The sequence below is a fragment of the Pelobacter propionicus DSM 2379 genome, from assembly GCF_000015045.1.
GTDB classification, from domain to species: Bacteria; Desulfobacterota; Desulfuromonadia; order Geobacterales; family Pseudopelobacteraceae; genus Pseudopelobacter; species Pseudopelobacter propionicus.
This window is the reverse complement of sequence record NC_008609.1, coordinates 648,129-665,310: the sequence shown is the minus strand read 5'-3', so window position 1 is coordinate 665,310 and position 17,182 is coordinate 648,129. Positions and strand designations below refer to the sequence as shown.

Genomic DNA, 17,182 nt, shown 5'->3' with positions numbered 1-17,182 from the left:
TCAGCGGCGGGAAAGAGGGCGTCTCAGACTGCCGAACGCTGCAGCAGGTAGCGCCTGATCCAGTCCAGGGCGGTCCAGGTGGTCAGGATACGGATATCGTCGCGACCGCGGCCGAACAGGAAGCGCTCCGTGCGACAGCCATCCGCCGTTGCCAGGGAGATGTAGACCGTACCCACCGGCTTCTCCTCCGTACCGCCATCGGGTCCGGCGATGCCGGTAACCGCCAGCCCCAGGTCGCTGCCGGCCGAAGCGCGGATCCCCTTGGCCATGGCCTCGGCCACCTCGCTGCTCACGGCGCCCTTCCCGTCGATAAGTTCCGCCGCCACGCCCAGGCGGCGACTCTTGGCGACATTGCCGTAGGTCACCGCCCCCTCCAGGAAATAGCCCGAACAGCCGGCCACGGAGGTGATCTGCTGGGCGATCATGCCACCGGTGCACGACTCGGCCAGGGCGAGGGTCATCCCCTGCCGGAGGAGCAGAGTGCCCGCAGCCTCCGCCAGATTCTGATTCTCTTCGGAAAAAACATGCTCACCCAGCCTCTCCCGTGCCGCATCGGCGGCGCGGGAGAGAATCTCCTCGGCCCCCTGCACGCTGTCGGCCTCGGCCAGCAGCGTGACCCTGATCATGGGGAACGATACGCAGAGACCCAGTTGCAGCCCGCAGCCGGGCAGGACAATGCCGGCCAGTAGTTCGTCCACTCGCGGTTCTCCCAGACCGAACACATTCAGGTCCAGAGAACGTATGCTACGTCTCTTCGTATCCCGCTCAGCCAGAAAGGGAATCACCGACTCGTGCAGCATGACCGTCATCTCCGAGGGAACGCCGGGCATGAAGAACTGGTAGCAGCCGTTATGCATCAGGTGGAATCCGCAGGCGGTGCCGGTGGGATTGGGAATCAGGGTTGTCTTGGTGGGAATCATGGCCTGCTTCTCGCCGATCTGAACGCCGGGCGGCACGCCGAAGCGGGCCATCATCCTGTGCAGGTGCTCCCTGGCCTCCTCGTTGACCACCAGGCGTCGTCCGGTGGCCCGGGCCACCGCATGGGTGGTCAGGTCGTCCACCGTTGGCCCGAGGCCGCCGGTTACTATTATGGCATCGCTGGTGCGCCCCAGGTCGGCCAGGGCATCCATGATATCGGGCTCACTGTCCCCCACGGTGAGATGCCGCTGGACGCGCATGCCCTGTCCGATCAGCGCAGCGGCAATGGTGGCGGCATTGCCGTCCACAATGCGGCCACGGATCAGTTCGTCTCCGATACTCAAGGTTGAAATCCTCATGACGTCATCACCCTCCTTCCACAACAGTTGGCTGCGACACAATCCTGATCACCTCCTGCAACGGAATGCCCCGCTCCCGGGCAACCCTGCGGCAGGCCTCATACTCCGGCGCGGCCCGCAGCGGCCGGCCGTCGTGAAAGAGCAGCTTGAAGGGGAGCGGCCCGAAGGGGGTCTCCCGTTCTTCCATGCACCGTTCCAGCGTGGTCCGGCTGACCGGATAGTGCCTGATTCCGATGGCCGAAGTTTCCACCAGCACCAGCGCCGCCAGCCGCTCCAGCAGCCCGGAGCGACAGAGAAAGGAGAGCTGCACGCCAGGGCGGTTCTTCTTCATCTGAATGGGAGTGAAGAACACATCCAGCGCCCCCGCCTCCAGGAGCAGTTCCATCACATAGCCCAGCAGTTCCGGCGTGGAGTCGTCAATATTGGTCTCGGCCACCAACACGCCATCGGACATTTCACCCTCCGGCCTGCCGAGGAAGGCCCGCAGGATGTTGGGTACATCGGGGAAGTCCCTGCTGCCGGCGCCGCTCCCGACGGCGGTGACGGTCATGGCCGGCTGGGCAGTGACGCTGGTTGCCAGGGCGGCCAGGATGGCCGCGCCGGTAGGCGTCACCCGCTCTCCCGGGCCGCATTCGCCATGCACCGCCATCCCCTTGAGCAGTTCGGCCGTGGCCGGGGCAGGCACCGGCAGCACCCCATGGGCGGTGTGGACAAAACCGCTCCCCAGCGGCAGCGGTGCGGCGGACAGGCCGTCAACCCCCAGATAATCCAGACAGATGGCAGTGCCCACGATATCCACGATGGAGTCCACCGCGCCGACCTCGTGAAAGTGAACCTCCCCCACCGCCACGCCATGCACCAGCGCCTCTGCCTCGGCCAGACGCCGGAAAATTGCCCGCGCCCGTTCCCTGACCGGCCCGGAGAGGGAGCTTGCGGCGATCAGCCCGTCGATGGCGGCATACCCACGCTCTGTCCGCTGATCCAGAACCTGTACGTCGAACCTGAGCGCAGCCAGATGCCTCCGCTCGGTGCGGTGAATGGAGAGGGAGTAGGAGTCCCGCGGCAGGTCGAGTCGGGCCAACTCGTCCCGAAGATGCTCCAGCGGCACCCCCAGGTCCAACAGGGCAGCAACGGTCATGTCGCCGGAGATACCGGCAAAGCAGTCGAAATGGATGATATGTTTCATACTCTATTGATCAGGCTCGCCGCGCAGGCAGCGCCGAAACCGTTGTCGATGTTGACCACCGTCACACCGGCGGCGCAGGAATTGAGCATGCCCAGCAGGGCTGCGATACCGCCGAAGGAGGCGCCATAACCGACGGAAGTGGGCACGGCGATAACCGGCCGATCCACCAGCCCCCCCACCACCGATGGCAGGGCCCCCTCCATGCCGGCCACTACGATGATCACCGAGGCCGAGCAGAGCATCTCGCGCCGCGCTAGCAGGCGATGGATTCCGGACACCCCCACATCATAGAGCGGCTCCGCCTCATTGCCCAGGAAGCGGGCCGTGACCAGCGCCTCGGCCGCCACCCCGATGTCGGAGGTGCCGGCGGATACCACCAGGATCGTGCCCCGCCCGCGCATCTCCGGCGGGCGTTGAGCCAGGGTCAGGCAGCGCGCCTCGTCGTGATAGCGGGCAGCGGGGAAATGCGTCCCGATCTCGGCGCCCTTTTCCGGGGAAAGCCGCGTCACCAGGATATTGCTCCCGGTGGCATGCATGGCGGTCATGATCTGAACGATCTGGCCGGCATCCTTCCCCTCGCCGAAGATCACCTCTGGCATTCCCTGGCGCAGCTCGCGGTGGTGATCCACCTGGGCGCAGCCCAGATCCTGAAAGGGGAGATGGCGCAAGCGTTCTACGGCGTCGTCCACCGAGGTTTTCCCCTGACTCACGGCGCCCAGCAATTCCCTGATACTGTTCGGTGTCACAATTGCACTCCCCGCACCTCTCCATGAATTTCCCGTTTATACACCAGGCTTGCCAGGCTTGCCACGCTAAAGTTGCCCTAATCCGGCACCTCGTGGAGAGCGGATGGGCTTTGGGCGATTTACTTCCCCCCGCAATTCTGCTACAAAACCTTCACTATCGCATCGAAAGAGGTAACGAATCATGCCCAAGACCATCGCGGAGAAGATATTCGAGAGTCACCTGGTTGACGAGCCCTTTCCCGGCACAAAGGTCCTGCGCCTGGACGTCGTGCTCTGCCATGAGATCACCACCCCCATCGCCATCGACGACCTGGTGCGCCGTAACAAGGACCGGGTCTTCGACAGCACCAAGATCAAGGCGGTCATCGACCACGTCACCCCCAGCAAGGACAGTAAAACTGCCACCCAGGCAAAGATCCTGCGCGACTGGGCCCGGCGCCACGACATCCCGGACTTCTTTGACATAGGCGCAAACGGCGTCTGCCACGCCCTGTTCCCGGAGAAAGGGTTCATCCGCCCCGGCTACACCGTGATCATGGGAGACTCCCACACCTGCACCCACGGCGCCTTCGGCGCCTTTGCCGCCGGCATCGGCACCACCGACCTGGAGGTGGGCATCCTGAAGGGGGTCTGCGCCTTCCGCCAGCCAAAGACCATCCGCTTCAACGTCATTGGCCAGCTACCCACAGGGGTCTATGCCAAGGACGTGATCCTGCACATCATAGGCAGAATCGGCGTCAACGGCGCCACCGACCGGGTGATGGAGTTCCACGGCGACACCATCGCCGCCATGACCATGGATTCCCGCATGGCCCTGTGCAACATGGCCATCGAGGCTGGCGGCACCTCCGGCATCTGCATGCCGGACATGACCACCGTTGACTACCTGTGGCCCTTCATAAGCGACGAGTTCGAGAGCAAGGAAGCCGCCCTGGCCGAGTACGGTAAATGGTGCTCCGACCCGGACGCCTCGTACGAGCAAGTGATCGACATCGACGTCACCAACCTGGAGCCGACGGTCACCTTCGGCTACAAGCCTGACCAGGTCAAGCCGGTGACCGAGCTGGCCGGAACAAAAGTGGACCAGATCTACCTGGGCTCCTGTACCAACGGCCGGCTGGAGGACCTGCGCATCGCCGCAGGCATCCTGAAGGGGAAAAAGCTCGCCCCCCATGTACGCGGCATCCTCTCCCCGGCAACCCCCAAGGTGTACCAGGAGGCGCTGAAGGAAGGGCTGATGGAGATCTTCATGGAGGCCGGTTTCTGCATCACCAACCCCACCTGTGGCGCCTGCCTGGGCATGTCCAACGGTGTCTTGGCCGAAGGGGAGGTCTGCGCCGCCACCACCAACCGCAACTTCATGGGCAGGATGGGCAAGGGAGGCATGGTGCACCTGATGTCGCCGGCCACCGCTGCAGCCAGCGCCATCGAAGGGGTCATCGCCGACCCGAGAAAGTACCTGTAATCGGTGACCATCCCGTAGGGGCGGTCCCATGTGGCCGCCCTTGCCCCCTCCCCCTGCTAACAAATACAGCAGGGCACCCACACGGGGGTGCCCCTACGCCACAATTCATCCGCCAAGGAGTGAACCTATGAAAACCTTTGGAGGCCCTGCCCTCTTTCTCGACCGTTCCGACATCAACACCGACGAGATCATCCCGGCCAAATATCTGACCGAGATAACCAAGGAAGCGCTCAAGCCCTACATCCTGGAGGACCTGAAGCTGGCCGGCTTCGACCCCAAGGGGGAGACGCTGAAACAGGCACGGGTGATCGTCTCCCGGGCCAACTTCGGCTGCGGCTCCTCCCGCGAGCATGCCCCCTGGGTGTTCGAGGTGAACGGCATCAACACCGTGATCGCCCAGTCCTTCGCCCGCATCTTCCGCCAGAACATGTTCAACTGCGGCATGCTGGCCATCGAATTGCCCCAGGCCGACCTGGAGCGGCTGTTCTCCCTGGCTGGCAACGACGATGCCCGGATCTGCATCGACATCGAGGCCCAGAGCCTGGCCCTGGACGCAGGCGGAAAGACCGAGGAGTTCGTTTTCCAACTCTCTCCCTTCGACAAGGCGCTGGTCATGGCCGGCGGCTGGGTTGATTATGCGGACAGGAACTACTGAGGCGGAGCAGGGAAACGGATCTACCCGCTTCCCTGACAGGGGGGATGAATACAGAAACGGGGAGAGGCAAGGGCCTCTCCCCGTTTCTGCGTGTGCGAACCCACGGCGATGGCAGCGGCACCCGCAGCTATGACTGCAGGTACTCGCCTATCTTCTCCGCCAGGGTTTGGTAGATGCGGCGGCACTCGTCCTCATCCTTTTCCAGCAGGGTCACGCGGAACCCCTGCAGCGGCGTGGAGAAGGAGGAGAGCGGCACCACGCAGATGCCGGTTGCCGCCAGCATGTGATAGACGAAGCGTTTGTCCGGCGAGACCCCCGGCTGGTTGACCAGCCCCTGGATATACTCCCTGACATCGGCGTTGGCAATGGGAAGCGACTGGCGATGATTGAGCAGCCCCTCCCTGAAGGCGACCGCCATGTAGAAAGCGCCGTTGGTGCGATTGACCTGCAGGGCCGGCACCTGGCTCAAGTAGTCGTAGGTGATGTTGCTCATCTTCTCGTAGCGGGCGATGCGCTCCGCCAGATAGGGCTGGTACTCGGGGTGCCGCATGATGGCCGGAAAGACCGTCTGGGGCAGGGTGGTGGAACAGACCTCGTTCATCTTTCCGTTCAGGATCAGGTTGACGTACTTGCGGAAGTGTTCGTCCTTGTCGCTGTTGTACACCTCGATCCAGCCGCAACGGGAGCCGGGCCAGGGCAGTTCCTTGGAGATGCCCCGCATGGAGATGGCCGGCACGTCGCCGATCACGTCGCAGATCGGCACCGTTGTTTCGCCGTTGTAGGCGATGTTGGTATAGACCTCATCGGCGATGATGAACAGGTTGTTTTCCCGGGCCACCTCGACGATCTGCTCCAGCATCTCCCGGGTATAGACCATGCCAGTGGGATTGTCCGGGTTGATGATCAGTATGGCGGCGATGTTGGGGTTGTAGCGCACGTGCATGCGCATCTCGTCGATATCGGGATACCACCTGTCCTCGGGCTTTAGGCGGAACAGGGAGGGGGCAGACTGGGCATGATAGATTTCCCCCACGGTATGGGTGGTGTAGGAGGGTGAGGGCATCAGCACCCGCGCGCCTGCCCGCAGGCAGCCGTAGACCTTGGCGATGGCGTCACCCAGACCGTTGAAGAAGATGATGTCGTCCGGCGTGATGTGCGCGCCGCCACGGCTGTTGGTCCTGTCGCAGATGAACTCACGGGTTTCCAGCACACCGCGGGTGTGGCAGTAGCCCCAGGTGGAATCGTCCATGACCGCCCGGACCACGATCTCCTTCATCCAGGCGGGGATGATCTCCCCCTTGGCGATGGGATCACCGATATTCTCCCAGTTGACCTTGATGCCGCGCTTCTGCAACTTGTCAGCCACGTTGACGATGTTTCTGATCTCGTAGGTCAGTTCACCGGCTCCGGGTGGTACCAGTTCGATTCGCATGTTTTTTCCTCCGCCACGATGGTTTCTTGGAATCAGCTCGACACGGAGAGCGGGAGTAGATGCGTCCGCCACATGATAGCGAACGTGCCGAACCGGACCGCGTAGGCATAAAAAAAAGCCGGGGGCTTCTGCCCACGGCTTATGCGATACGCTTTAATGACAACGACGATCAGCGGGCAGAGCACACTCCTGCGGCATAACGCGCCGCGGCGGTGATAGCTCGTGCTGCAATGGCAGAAATCGTCATAGTCATGGTTCATCTGAATAGCACAGCGCAATTGCCCCCGTCAACGCTTTTATCGGGGGATGCGCCATCAACGTTCCCCGGAAACACCCTGCTCCGGCTCCAGACCGACCAGCATCCTGCCATCCTCGTCCCGCCAGCGCAACCAACCGGCTGCATCCTGCGCGCCCACCACCCGCAACCAGTCTCCGTCCACCATCCCCACCCTGAACAGTGGGCGGCTGGCCAGGGTAGCCAGCGGTTCACCTTCCGGCCTGCTGAAGAGACGGTAGTAGCGCTCCTGGAGTCCGGGGAGCGGACGCACGTTCCTGTCGGCAAACAATTCATCCCAGGTCTCGAATGCATTGCGCCATCTCGGTCTGACCCACCCCTCGCGACCGGCATCGTCATAGGTCACCCTCAGCCACTCCCCCCGGCGGGCCATCACCATCACCGGGACGTTCCGTGGCGCCAGGCCGAGGATCCAGTCCAGACGAGGAAGCGTGGCGCTGCTCAGCGTTCCCAACCGCCCCAGGGCGGGCTGGTCGTAGAGCGGCAACTCGCCGTAGGCTTCCTGGACGAGCGAAGGGGAGAGCGGCAGCAGCATGACGCCGATGCCGGCATAGGGGCGCATCCTGGCGGCGTGGAGGGGGGTGGTGGAGAGCAGCGGCAGCAACAGGGAGAGAACCACGGCAATGGGGAGGAGGGAGAAGCGGGGCCTCATGGTGCCTGCCCGTCGAACAGGCGGCGCAGCCCTTCCAGATAGGGCATGGCCGCCGGGTCACCCTCTTCCGGAGCCCAGGGCGCCTTCTCCTGCTCCGCGATGGGGAGATAGGGGCCGGCCTTGGTCTCGTAGAAGACCGTGCCGGGACAGAGACTCACGGCAGTGTGGTAGATGCCGTGGGGGATGTCCACGGCCAGGTCGCCGTCCTGCCGGGAAAGCAGGACCAGCCGGTCAACCTCCCCTGCGGGGGAAAAGGTGATGATCCCCATGCGTCCCTCCATCAGGATGAACCCCTCGTCCTTCTCCGGGTCCAGGTGGCAATGGGGGCGGATGTAGGAGCCGGGTTCCATGGCGTTCAGCAGGCGATGGCAGCGGGATTCGTCAGCGGGGTGGAGGTTGTGGTTGAAGCGCAGACGAGCAGAAGCACGCGCCTGCTCCGTCACCTGGCCCAGCAGTTGCCGGCTGATGACCTTCATGATCGCGACAGCCGTTGCACGCACTGGACCATGAAGCGGGCGTTCTCCGCCGGGACCGTGGGCAGGATGCCGTGCCCCAGGTTGAAGATAAAGCCGGGGAGGCCCCTGTTTTCATCAAGCACCCGTTGCACCTGCTGTTCGATGACCGCCTGGGGGGCGAAGAGCACCGTGGGGTCCAGGTTGCCCTGCACCGCCACGCCGGGGCCGAGCTGGTTCCGCGCCGTTGCCAGATCGACATGCCAGTCCAGGCCGATAACGTCTCCCCCCGCCTCCCTGACCGTCTCCAGCATGGTTCCGGCCCCCTTGACGAAGTGAATCACCGGCGTTGTGAGGCGGTTCAGGCCGTTGATCAGCCTGGTGGTATGGGGCAGCACATGGGTGCGGTAGTCCGACGGCGAGAGGATGCCGCCCCAGGTATCGAAGATCTGGATGGCCTGGGCGCCGGCAGCGATCTGGGCGTTCAGGTATTCCATGCTCATGGTGGTGATCTTTTCCATCAACGCCGCGTAGACGTCCGGCGCGGAGTACATCATGCGCTTGATCTGGACAAAGTCCTTGGAGCCCTTCCCCTCCACCATGTAGCAGGCCAGGGTGAAGGGTGCCCCGCCGAACCCGATCAGCGGCACCCTGTCGGCCAGTTCCCGACGCAGGATTCTGATGATGTCGAAGACAAAGGGGAGATCGTCTTCCATGCGGGGAATGCGCAGCCGCTCAACGTCGGCCATGCAGCGCACCGGTTTCTCGAAGACCGGTCCCGGCACGAAATCCAGTTTCATCCCCATGGGTTCCACCGGCGTCAGGATATCGGAGAAGAGGATGGCGGCATCGACTCCCAGGATGTCCACCGGCTGGAGGCTGACCTGCGCGGCCAGTTCTGGGGTCTTGCACAGTTCCAGGAAGGTGCAGCGGGAGCGCACGGCCATGTACTCCGGAAGGTAACGCCCAGCCTGGCGCATCAGCCAGACCGGCACCCGGTCCACCGGCTTACCCCAGCAGGCATCGAGAAAACGTGTGTTCATGTCAACTCCCCTGTTTCGTGATTCCGTTCCCGCCGGCATGCCGCGGCGCCGGCCGCTTCAAGGGGGGAATTGTAACCGTACCCCCCCAAAAGTCAATGCTATTGCAGACGTTCCCGTTCACCGGGTGCGCGTGACCGTGAACTCCCGCCCCTGCAGGGCGACCCGGTCGCCGGGGTAGAGTTTGCGCCCCCGGCGCTGTTCCACCTGGCCGTTGACCAGCACCTCTCCCGCGACGATCATCTCCTTGGCCTCGCCGCCGGAGCCCACCAAGTTCACGCACTTCAGAAAGCTGTCCAGTTTTATGTACTCGGTGCTGATCTCACCACACATGTTCTGCTTCTCCCCCGGCACGGCTCAGCGGCCGCAGCATTTCTTGTATTTGACGCCGCTGCCGCAGGGACAGGGATCGTTGCGCCCCACCCTGAGCTTTGCCGGAGCGGTCTGTGGCTTGGCTGAGCCAGCGCGGGTGCCGACATCATAGGCCTTGGCGTAGCGCTGCAGCGTATCCGCCGATGACGAGAGCCGACTGAGACACAACAGCCTGAACATCTCCACCAGTTCGTCGTCCCAGGAAGTGCGAATCATCTCTTCCTTCCAGCCAGGCGCTTTGCCCAGGAAGTTGCGCTGGAACGGCACCGGGTCGGGCACGATGTGGGGAACCGAGCCCGGATCGGCAATGGCCCAGATGAACGCCATGGTATGCTGCATCTCATCAAGCAACTTGACCGGAACATGGCGCGCCTCGTGTTTCTCGGGGGCCCAGATCTCGGGCCGCAGCCTTAAGGCATCGTGCAGACCGATCCCCCAATCGCTGGCCTGTTGATGCGCCTTGTCCAGATCGGTCATCTCGCGCCAGTCAAAGGGACAGAGATTTTCATTGCGCAGCCTCATGTCGTTGAGCCGGTTGTACAGCGGCATCAGCTGATCCATGAAACGGGTGGCGTCATCCGTATCCTTGAAGACGATGGCGTTGAACTCCAAGAGCGGCTGCATCCAGTCGGAGGGCGTGATCCCGCCGGGGGTGATGACGACCCCGCTCAGGAAACCGAGGAGGCGCTCGAAAGTCGGCGCCGGGCCGTCTGCCGGTTTCTGGCGGATGAGAAATGATTCGATGGCGCCCCGTTCCGGGGCATTGAGCAGGTCGGACATGGCTGTTTTCCTCTCATGAGGCATCGATGACACGACGCCCCATATAAAAAAAACCCGCTATTGCTAACGGGTTTTACACTCTAACGGACGATTCCGTATGAAACCAATGTGGCGGAAGAGGTGAGATTCGAACTCACGGAGCTGTTACACTCGGCGGTTTTCAAGACCGCTGCCTTAAACCACTCGGCCACCCTTCCGTGTCACGGGAACTGTTCTTATAGCATACCCTTTTCAGTTTTTCAAACCTTAACAGACACACCTACTGGATCCGCTCCAGGCCACCCATGTAGGGGCGCAAGGCCTGGGGGATGACCACCGAGCCGTCCTCCTGCTGATAGTTCTCCAGGATGGCCACCAGGGTGCGTCCCACCGCCAGACCGGAGCCGTTCAGGGTGTGGACGAACTCTGGCTTGGACTTCTCCTCCTCGCGGAAGCGGATGTTTGCGCGGCGGGCCTGGAAATCGCCAAAGCAGCTACAGGAGGAGATCTCGCGGTAGCAGTTCTGCCCCGGCAGCCAGACCTCCAGGTCGTAGGTCCGGGCGGCGGAGAAGCCGATGTCGGCGCTGCAGAGCGCCATGACCCGGTAGGGAAGCTCCAGCAGTTGCAGCACCTTCTCGGCATCGGCGGTCAGCTTCTCCAGTTCTTCCGCCGATTGGGAGGGGTGGGAGAACTTGACCAGCTCCACCTTGTTGAACTGGTGCTGGCGGATCAGGCCGCGGGTATCCTTGCCGTAGGAGCCGGCCTCGCGGCGGAAGCAGGGGGTATAGGCGGCATAGCGGATAGGAAGGTCGCTCTTCTTCAGGATCTCGCCACGGTGGATGTTGGTTACCGGCACCTCGGCGGTGGGGATCAGGAAGTACTCCGGATCGGTCATCTTGAACAGGTCTTCCTCGAACTTGGGCAGCTGGCCGGTGCCGGTCATGCTGTCGCGGTTAACCATGAAGGGGGGCAGCACCTCCAGGTAGCCATGGCTGGCGGTATGCAGGTCCAGCATAAAGCTGATCAGGGCCCGCTCCATGCGGGCGCCGGCGCCACGGGAGAGGGTGAAGCGCGCTCCGGTCAGCTTGGCCCCGCACTCGAAATCCAGGATGCCCAGCTCTTCGCCGATCTCCCAGTGCGGTTTGGGGGTAAAACCGTAGCTGCCCGGCGTGCCCCATTTCCTTATCTCCACGTTATCGTTTTCAGATTTACCCACCGGCGTGGCAGGGTCCGGCAGATTTGGAACAGTCAGCAGGATGCCCTGCAAGGCTTCATCCACCTGCTTCAGCTCATCGTCCATTCCCTTGATCTTCTGGGAGACCTCGCGCATCTGCAGGATCTTGTCCTGGGCCTGGCTCTTGTCCTTGATGCGGGCTATCTCGTCGGAAACCGAATTGCGCAGCGCCTTGAGCGCCTCGCTCTCCTTGAGCAGGGCCAGGCGTTTCTGGTCCAGCTCGCGAAAACCTCCCAGGGTGCAGGACTCGCCCCGCGTGGCCAGGCGGCGCTCGGTCTCATCGATATTTTCGCGTATGAATTTCATGTCGAGCATCTTAATTCACCTTTATTTTTTATGGTCAAGCGTGTATGTAGTAGCACCGCCCACGCCTCCCGTCAATCCCAAAGAGCCCTATGAAATCAGCGATCATCCTGTTCATAACCGCCCTGTTGCCGCTTCTGTGCCCCGCCGTTGCCACCGCACAGGAGATCGTCGTCAACGCCGTTGGCGACATCATGCTGGCCGGCCGTTGGACGGCCGACCTGAGAGCAGCGGGCTACGACCCCCTCTTTGACAACCTCAGGGACGAACTGGCCAGGGGCGACATCAACCTGGCCAACCTGGAGTCGCCCCTGGCCCGTTGCGGCAGGGAGTTCACCACCAAGAAGTTCCGTTTCCGGGGCGAACCGGCGGTTGCCCCGGCCCTGCGCAGGGCCGGCTTCAACCTGGTCACCCTGGCCAACAACCACAGCATGGATTTCGGCTGGCCGGCCCTGGCCGAGACCCGCGGCCACCTGAAGGATGCAGGTATCGCCTGGATCGGCGCCGGAGAAAACCTGGAGCAGGCCCGCCGCATGGCGCTCTTCACGGTCAGAGGGAAGCGGGTCGCCTTTCTGGGCTATTCCCTGACCCAGCCGCTGGAATTCTTTGCCGCCCCCCGGCGTCCCGGAACCGCACCCGGTTATGCCAAGCTGGTGGCGGCCGACGTGGCGGCCGCCCGCGGAAAGGCCGATTACGTGATCGTCTCATTTCACTGGGGCAGGGAAGCCAGCACAACGGTGCAGGCCTACCAGCGCGACACGGCCCACCGGGCCATCGATGCTGGCGCCGACGTTATCATCGGGCACCACCCCCATGTGCTGCAAGGGGTGGAGCGCTACCGGCGGGGCATCATCTTCTACAGCCTGGGCAACTTCGCCTTTGCCAGCACAAGCACCATTGCCGATGTGTCTGCCCTGGTCCGCCTGCGGCTGGACGGCAGGCAGCGCCAGGCCGAACTGCTGCCGCTGGATGTGCTGTACCGGCGGGTCAGGTTCCAGCCACGCCTGTTGAAGGGGGACCGGGGAGCCGCCGTGATCAGCAGGATCAACGAACTGTCCCGCCCTTTCAGGACCGAGATACGTGAGATGGGCGGAAGATACGTGGTGCTGTTTTAGTCAGCCACGAACTTGGCCCCTTCCAGAGACAGGGACCCCGAACAGCAATAGAACGCGGATGCCCCCGAGCCGGCAACGCCGGAAGCAACCGAAAACCAAAGGAGATGGAACACGGAAAAAACGGAAGCAACGGATAAGACCGGATTGAGTTACCTTTTCTCTTTTGATTCGTACCCGGTTTTTCCCGCCTTTTCAGACCTGATCCGCGTTCCATTGTCGTGGTCTTTTTCCCATCCAGCCCCGACCAAGGAACCACCTCCAACCCATGAAACTGCTGCTGACCACCCTGCACGCCAAATACTCCCACGCCTCCCTGGCGCTCCCCTGCCTGACCGCCGCCTGTGGCGACCTGGCCGATCTGGGCATCAGCATCAGGGAGTGGACCGTCAACGAACCACGCCAGCAGCTCCTGCGCCGGATCATGGCCGGACAGGCCGACGCGGTGGCCTTTTCCTGCTACATCTGGAACATCGAGAGCAGCCTCAAGCTTGCCGACGACATAAAGAAGATCGCGCCCCACACCCGGATCATCCTGGGCGGGCCGGAAGCGTCCTTTGGCATCTTCCAGCTGATGCACGACAATCCGGCCGTGGATTTCGTGGTCAGGGGAGAGGGGGAGGCGGTCTTCCGCAGCCTGATGGAAACGCTGCTCCGCCAGAGGGGCAGCGACCCGTCCAGCGAGAAGGACCAGTTTCAGGGAATCGAAAATCTCTTCTACCGCTGGGGCAACGACATCCTCTCCGGCCCCCTGGCCACGGGCTACCTGGAGATGGATAGCATCCCCTCCCCCTTCCAGGCCGGCCTGGTTGACCTGTCCAAACCGCTGATCTACTACGAAACATCCCGGGGCTGCCCCTTCTCCTGCGCCTTCTGCCTCTCCTCCCTGGAGGGGCGGGTGCGCTCATTCTCCATGGAGCGCATCGAGAGCGACCTTGTCTGGCTCATGTCCCGGGAAATCCAGCAGATCAAGCTGGTGGATCGCACCTTCAACTACGACGGGGAGCGGGCCAACCGCATCTGGGAACTGATCCTGGCCAACAACCGGACCAGCCGCTTCCACTTCGAAATCGCCGCCGACCTGCTCACCGACCGGAACATGGAGATCTTGCGCCGCGTTCCGCCCCGAACCTTCGGCTTCGAGATCGGCGTGCAGTCATTCCGGGCGGACAGCCTGGAGCAGGTGCAGCGCCGTAGCAACCTGGAACGGTTGGCAGCCAACGTGCGCCGACTGCGCGCGGAAACGGTGGTGGAACTGCACCTGGACCTGCTTGCCGGCCTGCCGGGGGAAAGCTATGACGGGCTGCTGGATTCCCTGGACCGACTGGCGGAGCTGAAACCCCATGTCATCCAGATCGAGCCGCTGAAACTGCTCAAGGGCTCGGCCATGCGCACGATCGCCAGGGACAACGGGTACCGCTTCTCCCAGTCGCCCCCCTACACCATCCTGACCACCCCCTGGCTCTCCTTCGACGACATCGGCCGCATCGAAACCATCGGGCGCCTGCTGGACCTGTTTTACAACCGAGGGGGATTCGGGACGGCTCTGGCCTTCATGCAACGGCACATTGGGTTCAGCCAGCTGTTCCACCTCATGGCCGGCCAGCCCGAGGGAGACGACCTGACCGGCCGCACCATCCGTCGCACCTTTGAGCTGTTCGCCTCCCTGGCCGCCCCACTGCTGCCGGAGCAGGAACGGGAACTGCTGTACGACACGCTCTTCTTCGACTACTGTCGGGTGGAGATGCCGCTGATGGGCAAACTCCCCTCCTTCGCGGCTGATCGGCAGCAGCAGTGCTCGTGGCCCGGGCGGGCTGAGCTGCCGTCGGGAATCGAGCTGCCGACCCATGGCCGCGTACGAGCCTTCAGGTCTTTTTTTCAGTGGGATTATCGAAACGAGGGATGGAAGGAGGAACCGACGGCGGTGACGTTCGTCTACGCCTCCGCCGCCGGTCAGGGATTACAGGTCAGAGTGCTGTGACTGGTGACTGCTCACTGTCCGCTATTCACTAGTTGGTCAGTGCCTGGATCGGCGCGGGTATCCTGCCGCCGCGCCCGATGAAGGTTTCCGCGCTGAAGTTGTGCACCGCCATCACCGGCGCGCTACCCAAAAGGCCGCCAAACTCCACCACATCCCCCACTACGGTGCCCGGTGCAGGGATGATGCGCACGGCGGTGGTCTTCTTGTTGATCATGCCGATGGCCATTTCGTCGGCGATAATGGCCGAGAGGGTGGCTGCCGGAGTGTCCCCCGGCACGGCCACCATGTCCAGCCCCACCGAACAGACGCAGGTCATGGCCTCCAGCTTGTCCAGGGAAAGGGAACCGCGCTTGACCGCCCGGATCATCCCCTCGTCCTCGCTGACCGGGATGAAGGCGCCGCTCAGCCCCCCCACGTTGGAGGAGGCCATGGAGCCCCCCTTCTTGACGGCGTCGTTCAAAAGCGCCAGGGCCGCCGTGGTGCCGTGGGTGCCGCAGCTCTCCAGCCCCATGGCCTCCAGGATGGCTGCCACGCTGTCCCCCACCGCCGGCGTCGGCGCCAGGGAGAGGTCAAGCACACCGAACTGGGCGTCCAGCCGCCGGGCCACTTCCCTGCCCACCATCTCGCCCATGCGGGTGATCTTGAAAGCGGTCTTTTTGATGCACTCCGCGATATCCCCCAGGGTGGGACTCCCCTGAAGCCCGCGAACCGCGGCATTGACCACGCCGGGACCGCTGACACCCACATTAATGACGCAGTCCGGCTCACCCACGCCGTGGAAGGCGCCGGCCATGAAGGGGTTGTCCTCAGGAGCGTTGGCGAACACCACCAGCTTGGCGCAGCCGATGGCGCCGCGGTCGGCGGTCAGCCGGGCGGTTTCCCTGATGATGCGCCCCATCAGCGCCACGGCGTCCATGTTGATGCCGGCCTTTGTGCTGGCCAGGTTGACCGATGAGCAGACCTTTTCCGTGATGGCCAGGGCGCGGGGGATGGACTCGATCAGCTTCAGGTCGCCGGGGGTCATCCCCTTCTGCACCAGGGCGCTGAAACCGCCGATGAAGTCGATGCCGGTCTCGCGGGCGGCCCGGTCCAGGGTCTCGGCAACAGAGCAGTAATCGTCGGCCTGGCAACTCTCGGCCACGATGGCGATGGGGGTGACCGAGATGCGGCGGTTGATGATCGGCATGCCGTACAGGCTCTGGATCTCCTCGGTGGTCCGGACCAGTTTCTCGGCGCAGCGAAGGATGCGGTCGTAGACGTTGGAATTAAAGGTCGCCATATCGGGGTGGCAGCATCCCCTCAGGCTGATGCCCATGGTAACGGTCCTGATGTCCAGGTGCTCGTTGTTGACCATCTTGAGGGTTTCGAGGATTTCTTCCGGATGGATAAACATGGCCGCTCCCTTTAGATCCGGTGCATGAAGCGGAACACGTCTTCATGCTGAATGATGACCTTGACTCCCAGATCATCGCCGATGCTGTTCATGGCCTCCTTGAATGCAGGCAGACCGAACTCGCCGGAAGTGACCTCGGCCAGCATGATCATGGTGAAGAGGTCGCCCATGATGGTCTGCCTGATGTCGGCGATATTGACGCCATGTTCGGCCATGACCCGGCTGATGCCAGCAACGATACCCACCCTGTCCAGACCGATGACGGTGATGACGAAACGACTCGATGACATGCGATTTCCTTTTGAAGTGTAATAAAAGCGAGCCTATTCACATAGCAGGTTTTCCCCGTTCAATCCACCCAAAAACCGCCCCCGGCGTGAGGAAAGAGCAAGGGGTGTGAACGGTTACCAGCTCCCCTCCCCGTCCCACTCAACCGGCTCCATCACCACCTGCCCGGACAGATCGGTTAAAAGCCCCTCCATATCCTGCTCGAAACCGGGCATGATCAGGATACGGATGATACCGGCTCCGTTGTCCACGGTGCTCATCACATTCATCCCCTCGTAGGCTTCCAGGATGAACTTGAGTAAGACGATATCGCGCTGGTTGACCCTGAAATAACGGCACAGCGGCGCCCCATCCTCCGCCGCGGGACGCCCGTTCCCGCCTTCACAAGCCCTCATACCGATCCCCTCCCCGTATCATCCAATGATGTGCTGCCCGGAGCCACGCTCCTGCCCCAGAAGGATGGCGGCGGAGTGTACCAGTTTCGGGCGCCGTGTAACCAGAAGAAAGTTGCCCCCCACTACACGGCGCTTGACAGAGCAG

At 62.9% G+C, this 17,182-nt stretch carries 17 protein-coding genes and 1 tRNA gene; 4 read left to right on the top strand and 14 right to left on the bottom strand.

Annotated elements, in window-relative coordinates:
* Positions 1-23: 23 nt before the first annotated feature.
* The 3 genes from PPRO_RS03055 to larB are packed head-to-tail and all read right to left on the bottom strand — an operon-like array spanning position 24 to position 3,209.
* Entirely contained in the window at positions 24-1,277 is a 1,254-nt protein-coding gene (locus PPRO_RS03055; RefSeq protein ID WP_011734571.1) for a CinA family nicotinamide mononucleotide deamidase-related protein, read from the bottom strand.
* Between the two features lie 7 nt (positions 1,278-1,284).
* The gene (gene larC, locus PPRO_RS03050) at positions 1,285-2,463 is read right to left on the bottom strand and encodes a nickel pincer cofactor biosynthesis protein LarC (protein WP_011734570.1); all 1,179 of its coding nucleotides are present in this window, start codon (positions 2,461-2,463) and stop codon (positions 1,285-1,287) included.
* On the bottom strand, positions 2,460-3,209 hold the full coding sequence (gene larB, locus PPRO_RS03045) for a nickel pincer cofactor biosynthesis protein LarB (protein WP_011734569.1): 750 nt from the start codon (positions 3,207-3,209) through the stop codon (positions 2,460-2,462). The genes larC and larB overlap by 4 nt, the downstream gene beginning before the upstream one ends.
* A 181-nt stretch (positions 3,210-3,390) precedes the next feature.
* Here larB and PPRO_RS03040 point away from each other — a divergent pair, with 181 nt between their 5' ends.
* Positions 3,391-4,674 carry a 3-isopropylmalate dehydratase large subunit gene (locus PPRO_RS03040; protein ID WP_011734568.1) on the top strand — a complete coding sequence of 428 codons (1,284 nt, stop codon included), beginning with the start codon at positions 3,391-3,393 and terminating at the stop codon, positions 4,672-4,674.
* A gap of 127 nt (positions 4,675-4,801) precedes the next feature.
* Positions 4,802-5,329 (top strand): 3-isopropylmalate dehydratase small subunit, encoded by a 528-nt coding sequence (gene leuD, locus PPRO_RS03035; protein WP_011734567.1) that lies wholly within the window; start codon positions 4,802-4,804, stop codon positions 5,327-5,329.
* Between the two features lie 127 nt (positions 5,330-5,456).
* Here leuD and PPRO_RS03030 read toward each other — a convergent pair whose 3' ends face one another.
* From PPRO_RS03030 to serS, 8 genes are all read right to left on the bottom strand, one after another.
* Complete coding sequence (locus tag PPRO_RS03030) at positions 5,457-6,761, bottom strand: pyridoxal phosphate-dependent aminotransferase (protein ID WP_011734566.1); 1,305 nt, start codon at positions 6,759-6,761, stop codon at positions 5,457-5,459.
* A 314-nt stretch (positions 6,762-7,075) separates the two neighbouring features.
* Complete coding sequence (locus PPRO_RS03025; RefSeq protein WP_011734565.1) at positions 7,076-7,708, bottom strand: SH3 domain-containing protein; 633 nt, start codon at positions 7,706-7,708, stop codon at positions 7,076-7,078.
* Positions 7,705-8,184: a WbuC family cupin fold metalloprotein gene (locus tag PPRO_RS03020; RefSeq protein ID WP_011734564.1), complete on the bottom strand. Its 480-nt coding sequence runs from the start codon at positions 8,182-8,184 to the stop codon at positions 7,705-7,707. Before PPRO_RS03020 ends, PPRO_RS03025 begins: the two co-directional genes overlap by 4 nt.
* Positions 8,181-9,203 (bottom strand): uroporphyrinogen decarboxylase, encoded by a 1,023-nt coding sequence (hemE, locus tag PPRO_RS03015; protein ID WP_011734563.1) that lies wholly within the window; start codon positions 9,201-9,203, stop codon positions 8,181-8,183. The genes PPRO_RS03020 and hemE overlap by 4 nt, the downstream gene beginning before the upstream one ends.
* A 117-nt stretch (positions 9,204-9,320) precedes the next feature.
* Positions 9,321-9,533 (bottom strand): RNA-binding S4 domain-containing protein, encoded by a 213-nt coding sequence (locus PPRO_RS03010; RefSeq protein ID WP_011734562.1) that lies wholly within the window; start codon positions 9,531-9,533, stop codon positions 9,321-9,323.
* A gap of 24 nt (positions 9,534-9,557) precedes the next feature.
* The gene (locus PPRO_RS20745; RefSeq protein WP_011734561.1) at positions 9,558-10,352 is read right to left on the bottom strand and encodes a UPF0149 family protein; all 795 of its coding nucleotides are present in this window, start codon (positions 10,350-10,352) and stop codon (positions 9,558-9,560) included.
* A gap of 109 nt (positions 10,353-10,461) precedes the next feature.
* Positions 10,462-10,549, bottom strand: a tRNA-Ser gene (locus PPRO_RS03000).
* A gap of 62 nt (positions 10,550-10,611) precedes the next feature.
* Entirely contained in the window at positions 10,612-11,880 is a 1,269-nt protein-coding gene (gene serS, locus PPRO_RS02995) for a serine--tRNA ligase (protein ID WP_011734560.1), read from the bottom strand.
* Between the two features lie 80 nt (positions 11,881-11,960).
* Here serS and PPRO_RS02990 point away from each other — a divergent pair, with 80 nt between their 5' ends.
* On the top strand, positions 11,961-12,983 hold the full coding sequence (locus PPRO_RS02990) for a CapA family protein (RefSeq protein WP_011734559.1): 1,023 nt from the start codon (positions 11,961-11,963) through the stop codon (positions 12,981-12,983).
* A 265-nt stretch (positions 12,984-13,248) separates the two neighbouring features.
* Complete coding sequence (locus tag PPRO_RS02985) at positions 13,249-14,961, top strand: B12-binding domain-containing radical SAM protein (RefSeq protein WP_011734558.1); 1,713 nt, start codon at positions 13,249-13,251, stop codon at positions 14,959-14,961.
* 28 nt (positions 14,962-14,989) lie between these two features.
* On the opposite strand, the gene PPRO_RS02980 is transcribed toward PPRO_RS02985, so the two are convergent.
* From PPRO_RS02980 to PPRO_RS02970, 3 genes are all read right to left on the bottom strand, one after another.
* Positions 14,990-16,354 carry a PFL family protein gene (locus tag PPRO_RS02980; RefSeq protein WP_011734557.1) on the bottom strand — a complete coding sequence of 455 codons (1,365 nt, stop codon included), beginning with the start codon at positions 16,352-16,354 and terminating at the stop codon, positions 14,990-14,992.
* Between the two features lie 11 nt (positions 16,355-16,365).
* A complete protein-coding gene (locus tag PPRO_RS02975; protein WP_011734556.1) occupies positions 16,366-16,644 on the bottom strand; it encodes an ACT domain-containing protein in 279 nt (92 codons plus the stop codon).
* Between the two features lie 114 nt (positions 16,645-16,758).
* Entirely contained in the window at positions 16,759-17,037 is a 279-nt protein-coding gene (locus PPRO_RS02970) for a DUF4911 domain-containing protein (protein ID WP_011734555.1), read from the bottom strand.
* Between the last annotated feature and the right edge of the window lie 145 nt (positions 17,038-17,182).

Excerpts from the sequence above, each read along its gene's own strand:
- PPRO_RS03055 (WP_011734571.1), bottom strand. The coding sequence starts at position 1,277 with ATGAGGATTTCAACCTTGAGTATCGGAGACGAACTGATCCGTGGCCGC.
- larC (WP_011734570.1), bottom strand. The coding sequence starts at position 2,463 with ATGAAACATATCATCCATTTCGACTGCTTTGCCGGTATCTCCGGCGAC.
- PPRO_RS03040 (WP_011734568.1), top strand. The coding sequence starts at position 3,391 with ATGCCCAAGACCATCGCGGAGAAGATATTCGAGAGTCACCTGGTTGAC.
- leuD (WP_011734567.1), top strand. The coding sequence starts at position 4,802 with ATGAAAACCTTTGGAGGCCCTGCCCTCTTTCTCGACCGTTCCGACATC.
- PPRO_RS03030 (WP_011734566.1), bottom strand. The coding sequence starts at position 6,761 with ATGCGAATCGAACTGGTACCACCCGGAGCCGGTGAACTGACCTACGAG.
- PPRO_RS03025 (WP_011734565.1), bottom strand. The coding sequence starts at position 7,708 with ATGAGGCCCCGCTTCTCCCTCCTCCCCATTGCCGTGGTTCTCTCCCTG.
- PPRO_RS03020 (WP_011734564.1), bottom strand. The coding sequence starts at position 8,184 with ATGAAGGTCATCAGCCGGCAACTGCTGGGCCAGGTGACGGAGCAGGCG.
- hemE (WP_011734563.1), bottom strand. The coding sequence starts at position 9,203 with ATGAACACACGTTTTCTCGATGCCTGCTGGGGTAAGCCGGTGGACCGG.
- PPRO_RS03010 (WP_011734562.1), bottom strand. The coding sequence starts at position 9,533 with ATGTGTGGTGAGATCAGCACCGAGTACATAAAACTGGACAGCTTTCTG.
- PPRO_RS20745 (WP_011734561.1), bottom strand. The coding sequence starts at position 10,352 with ATGTCCGACCTGCTCAATGCCCCGGAACGGGGCGCCATCGAATCATTT.
- serS (WP_011734560.1), bottom strand. The coding sequence starts at position 11,880 with ATGCTCGACATGAAATTCATACGCGAAAATATCGATGAGACCGAGCGC.
- PPRO_RS02990 (WP_011734559.1), top strand. The coding sequence starts at position 11,961 with ATGAAATCAGCGATCATCCTGTTCATAACCGCCCTGTTGCCGCTTCTG.
- PPRO_RS02985 (WP_011734558.1), top strand. The coding sequence starts at position 13,249 with ATGAAACTGCTGCTGACCACCCTGCACGCCAAATACTCCCACGCCTCC.
- PPRO_RS02980 (WP_011734557.1), bottom strand. The coding sequence starts at position 16,354 with ATGTTTATCCATCCGGAAGAAATCCTCGAAACCCTCAAGATGGTCAAC.
- PPRO_RS02975 (WP_011734556.1), bottom strand. The coding sequence starts at position 16,644 with ATGTCATCGAGTCGTTTCGTCATCACCGTCATCGGTCTGGACAGGGTG.
- PPRO_RS02970 (WP_011734555.1), bottom strand. The coding sequence starts at position 17,037 with ATGAGGGCTTGTGAAGGCGGGAACGGGCGTCCCGCGGCGGAGGATGGG.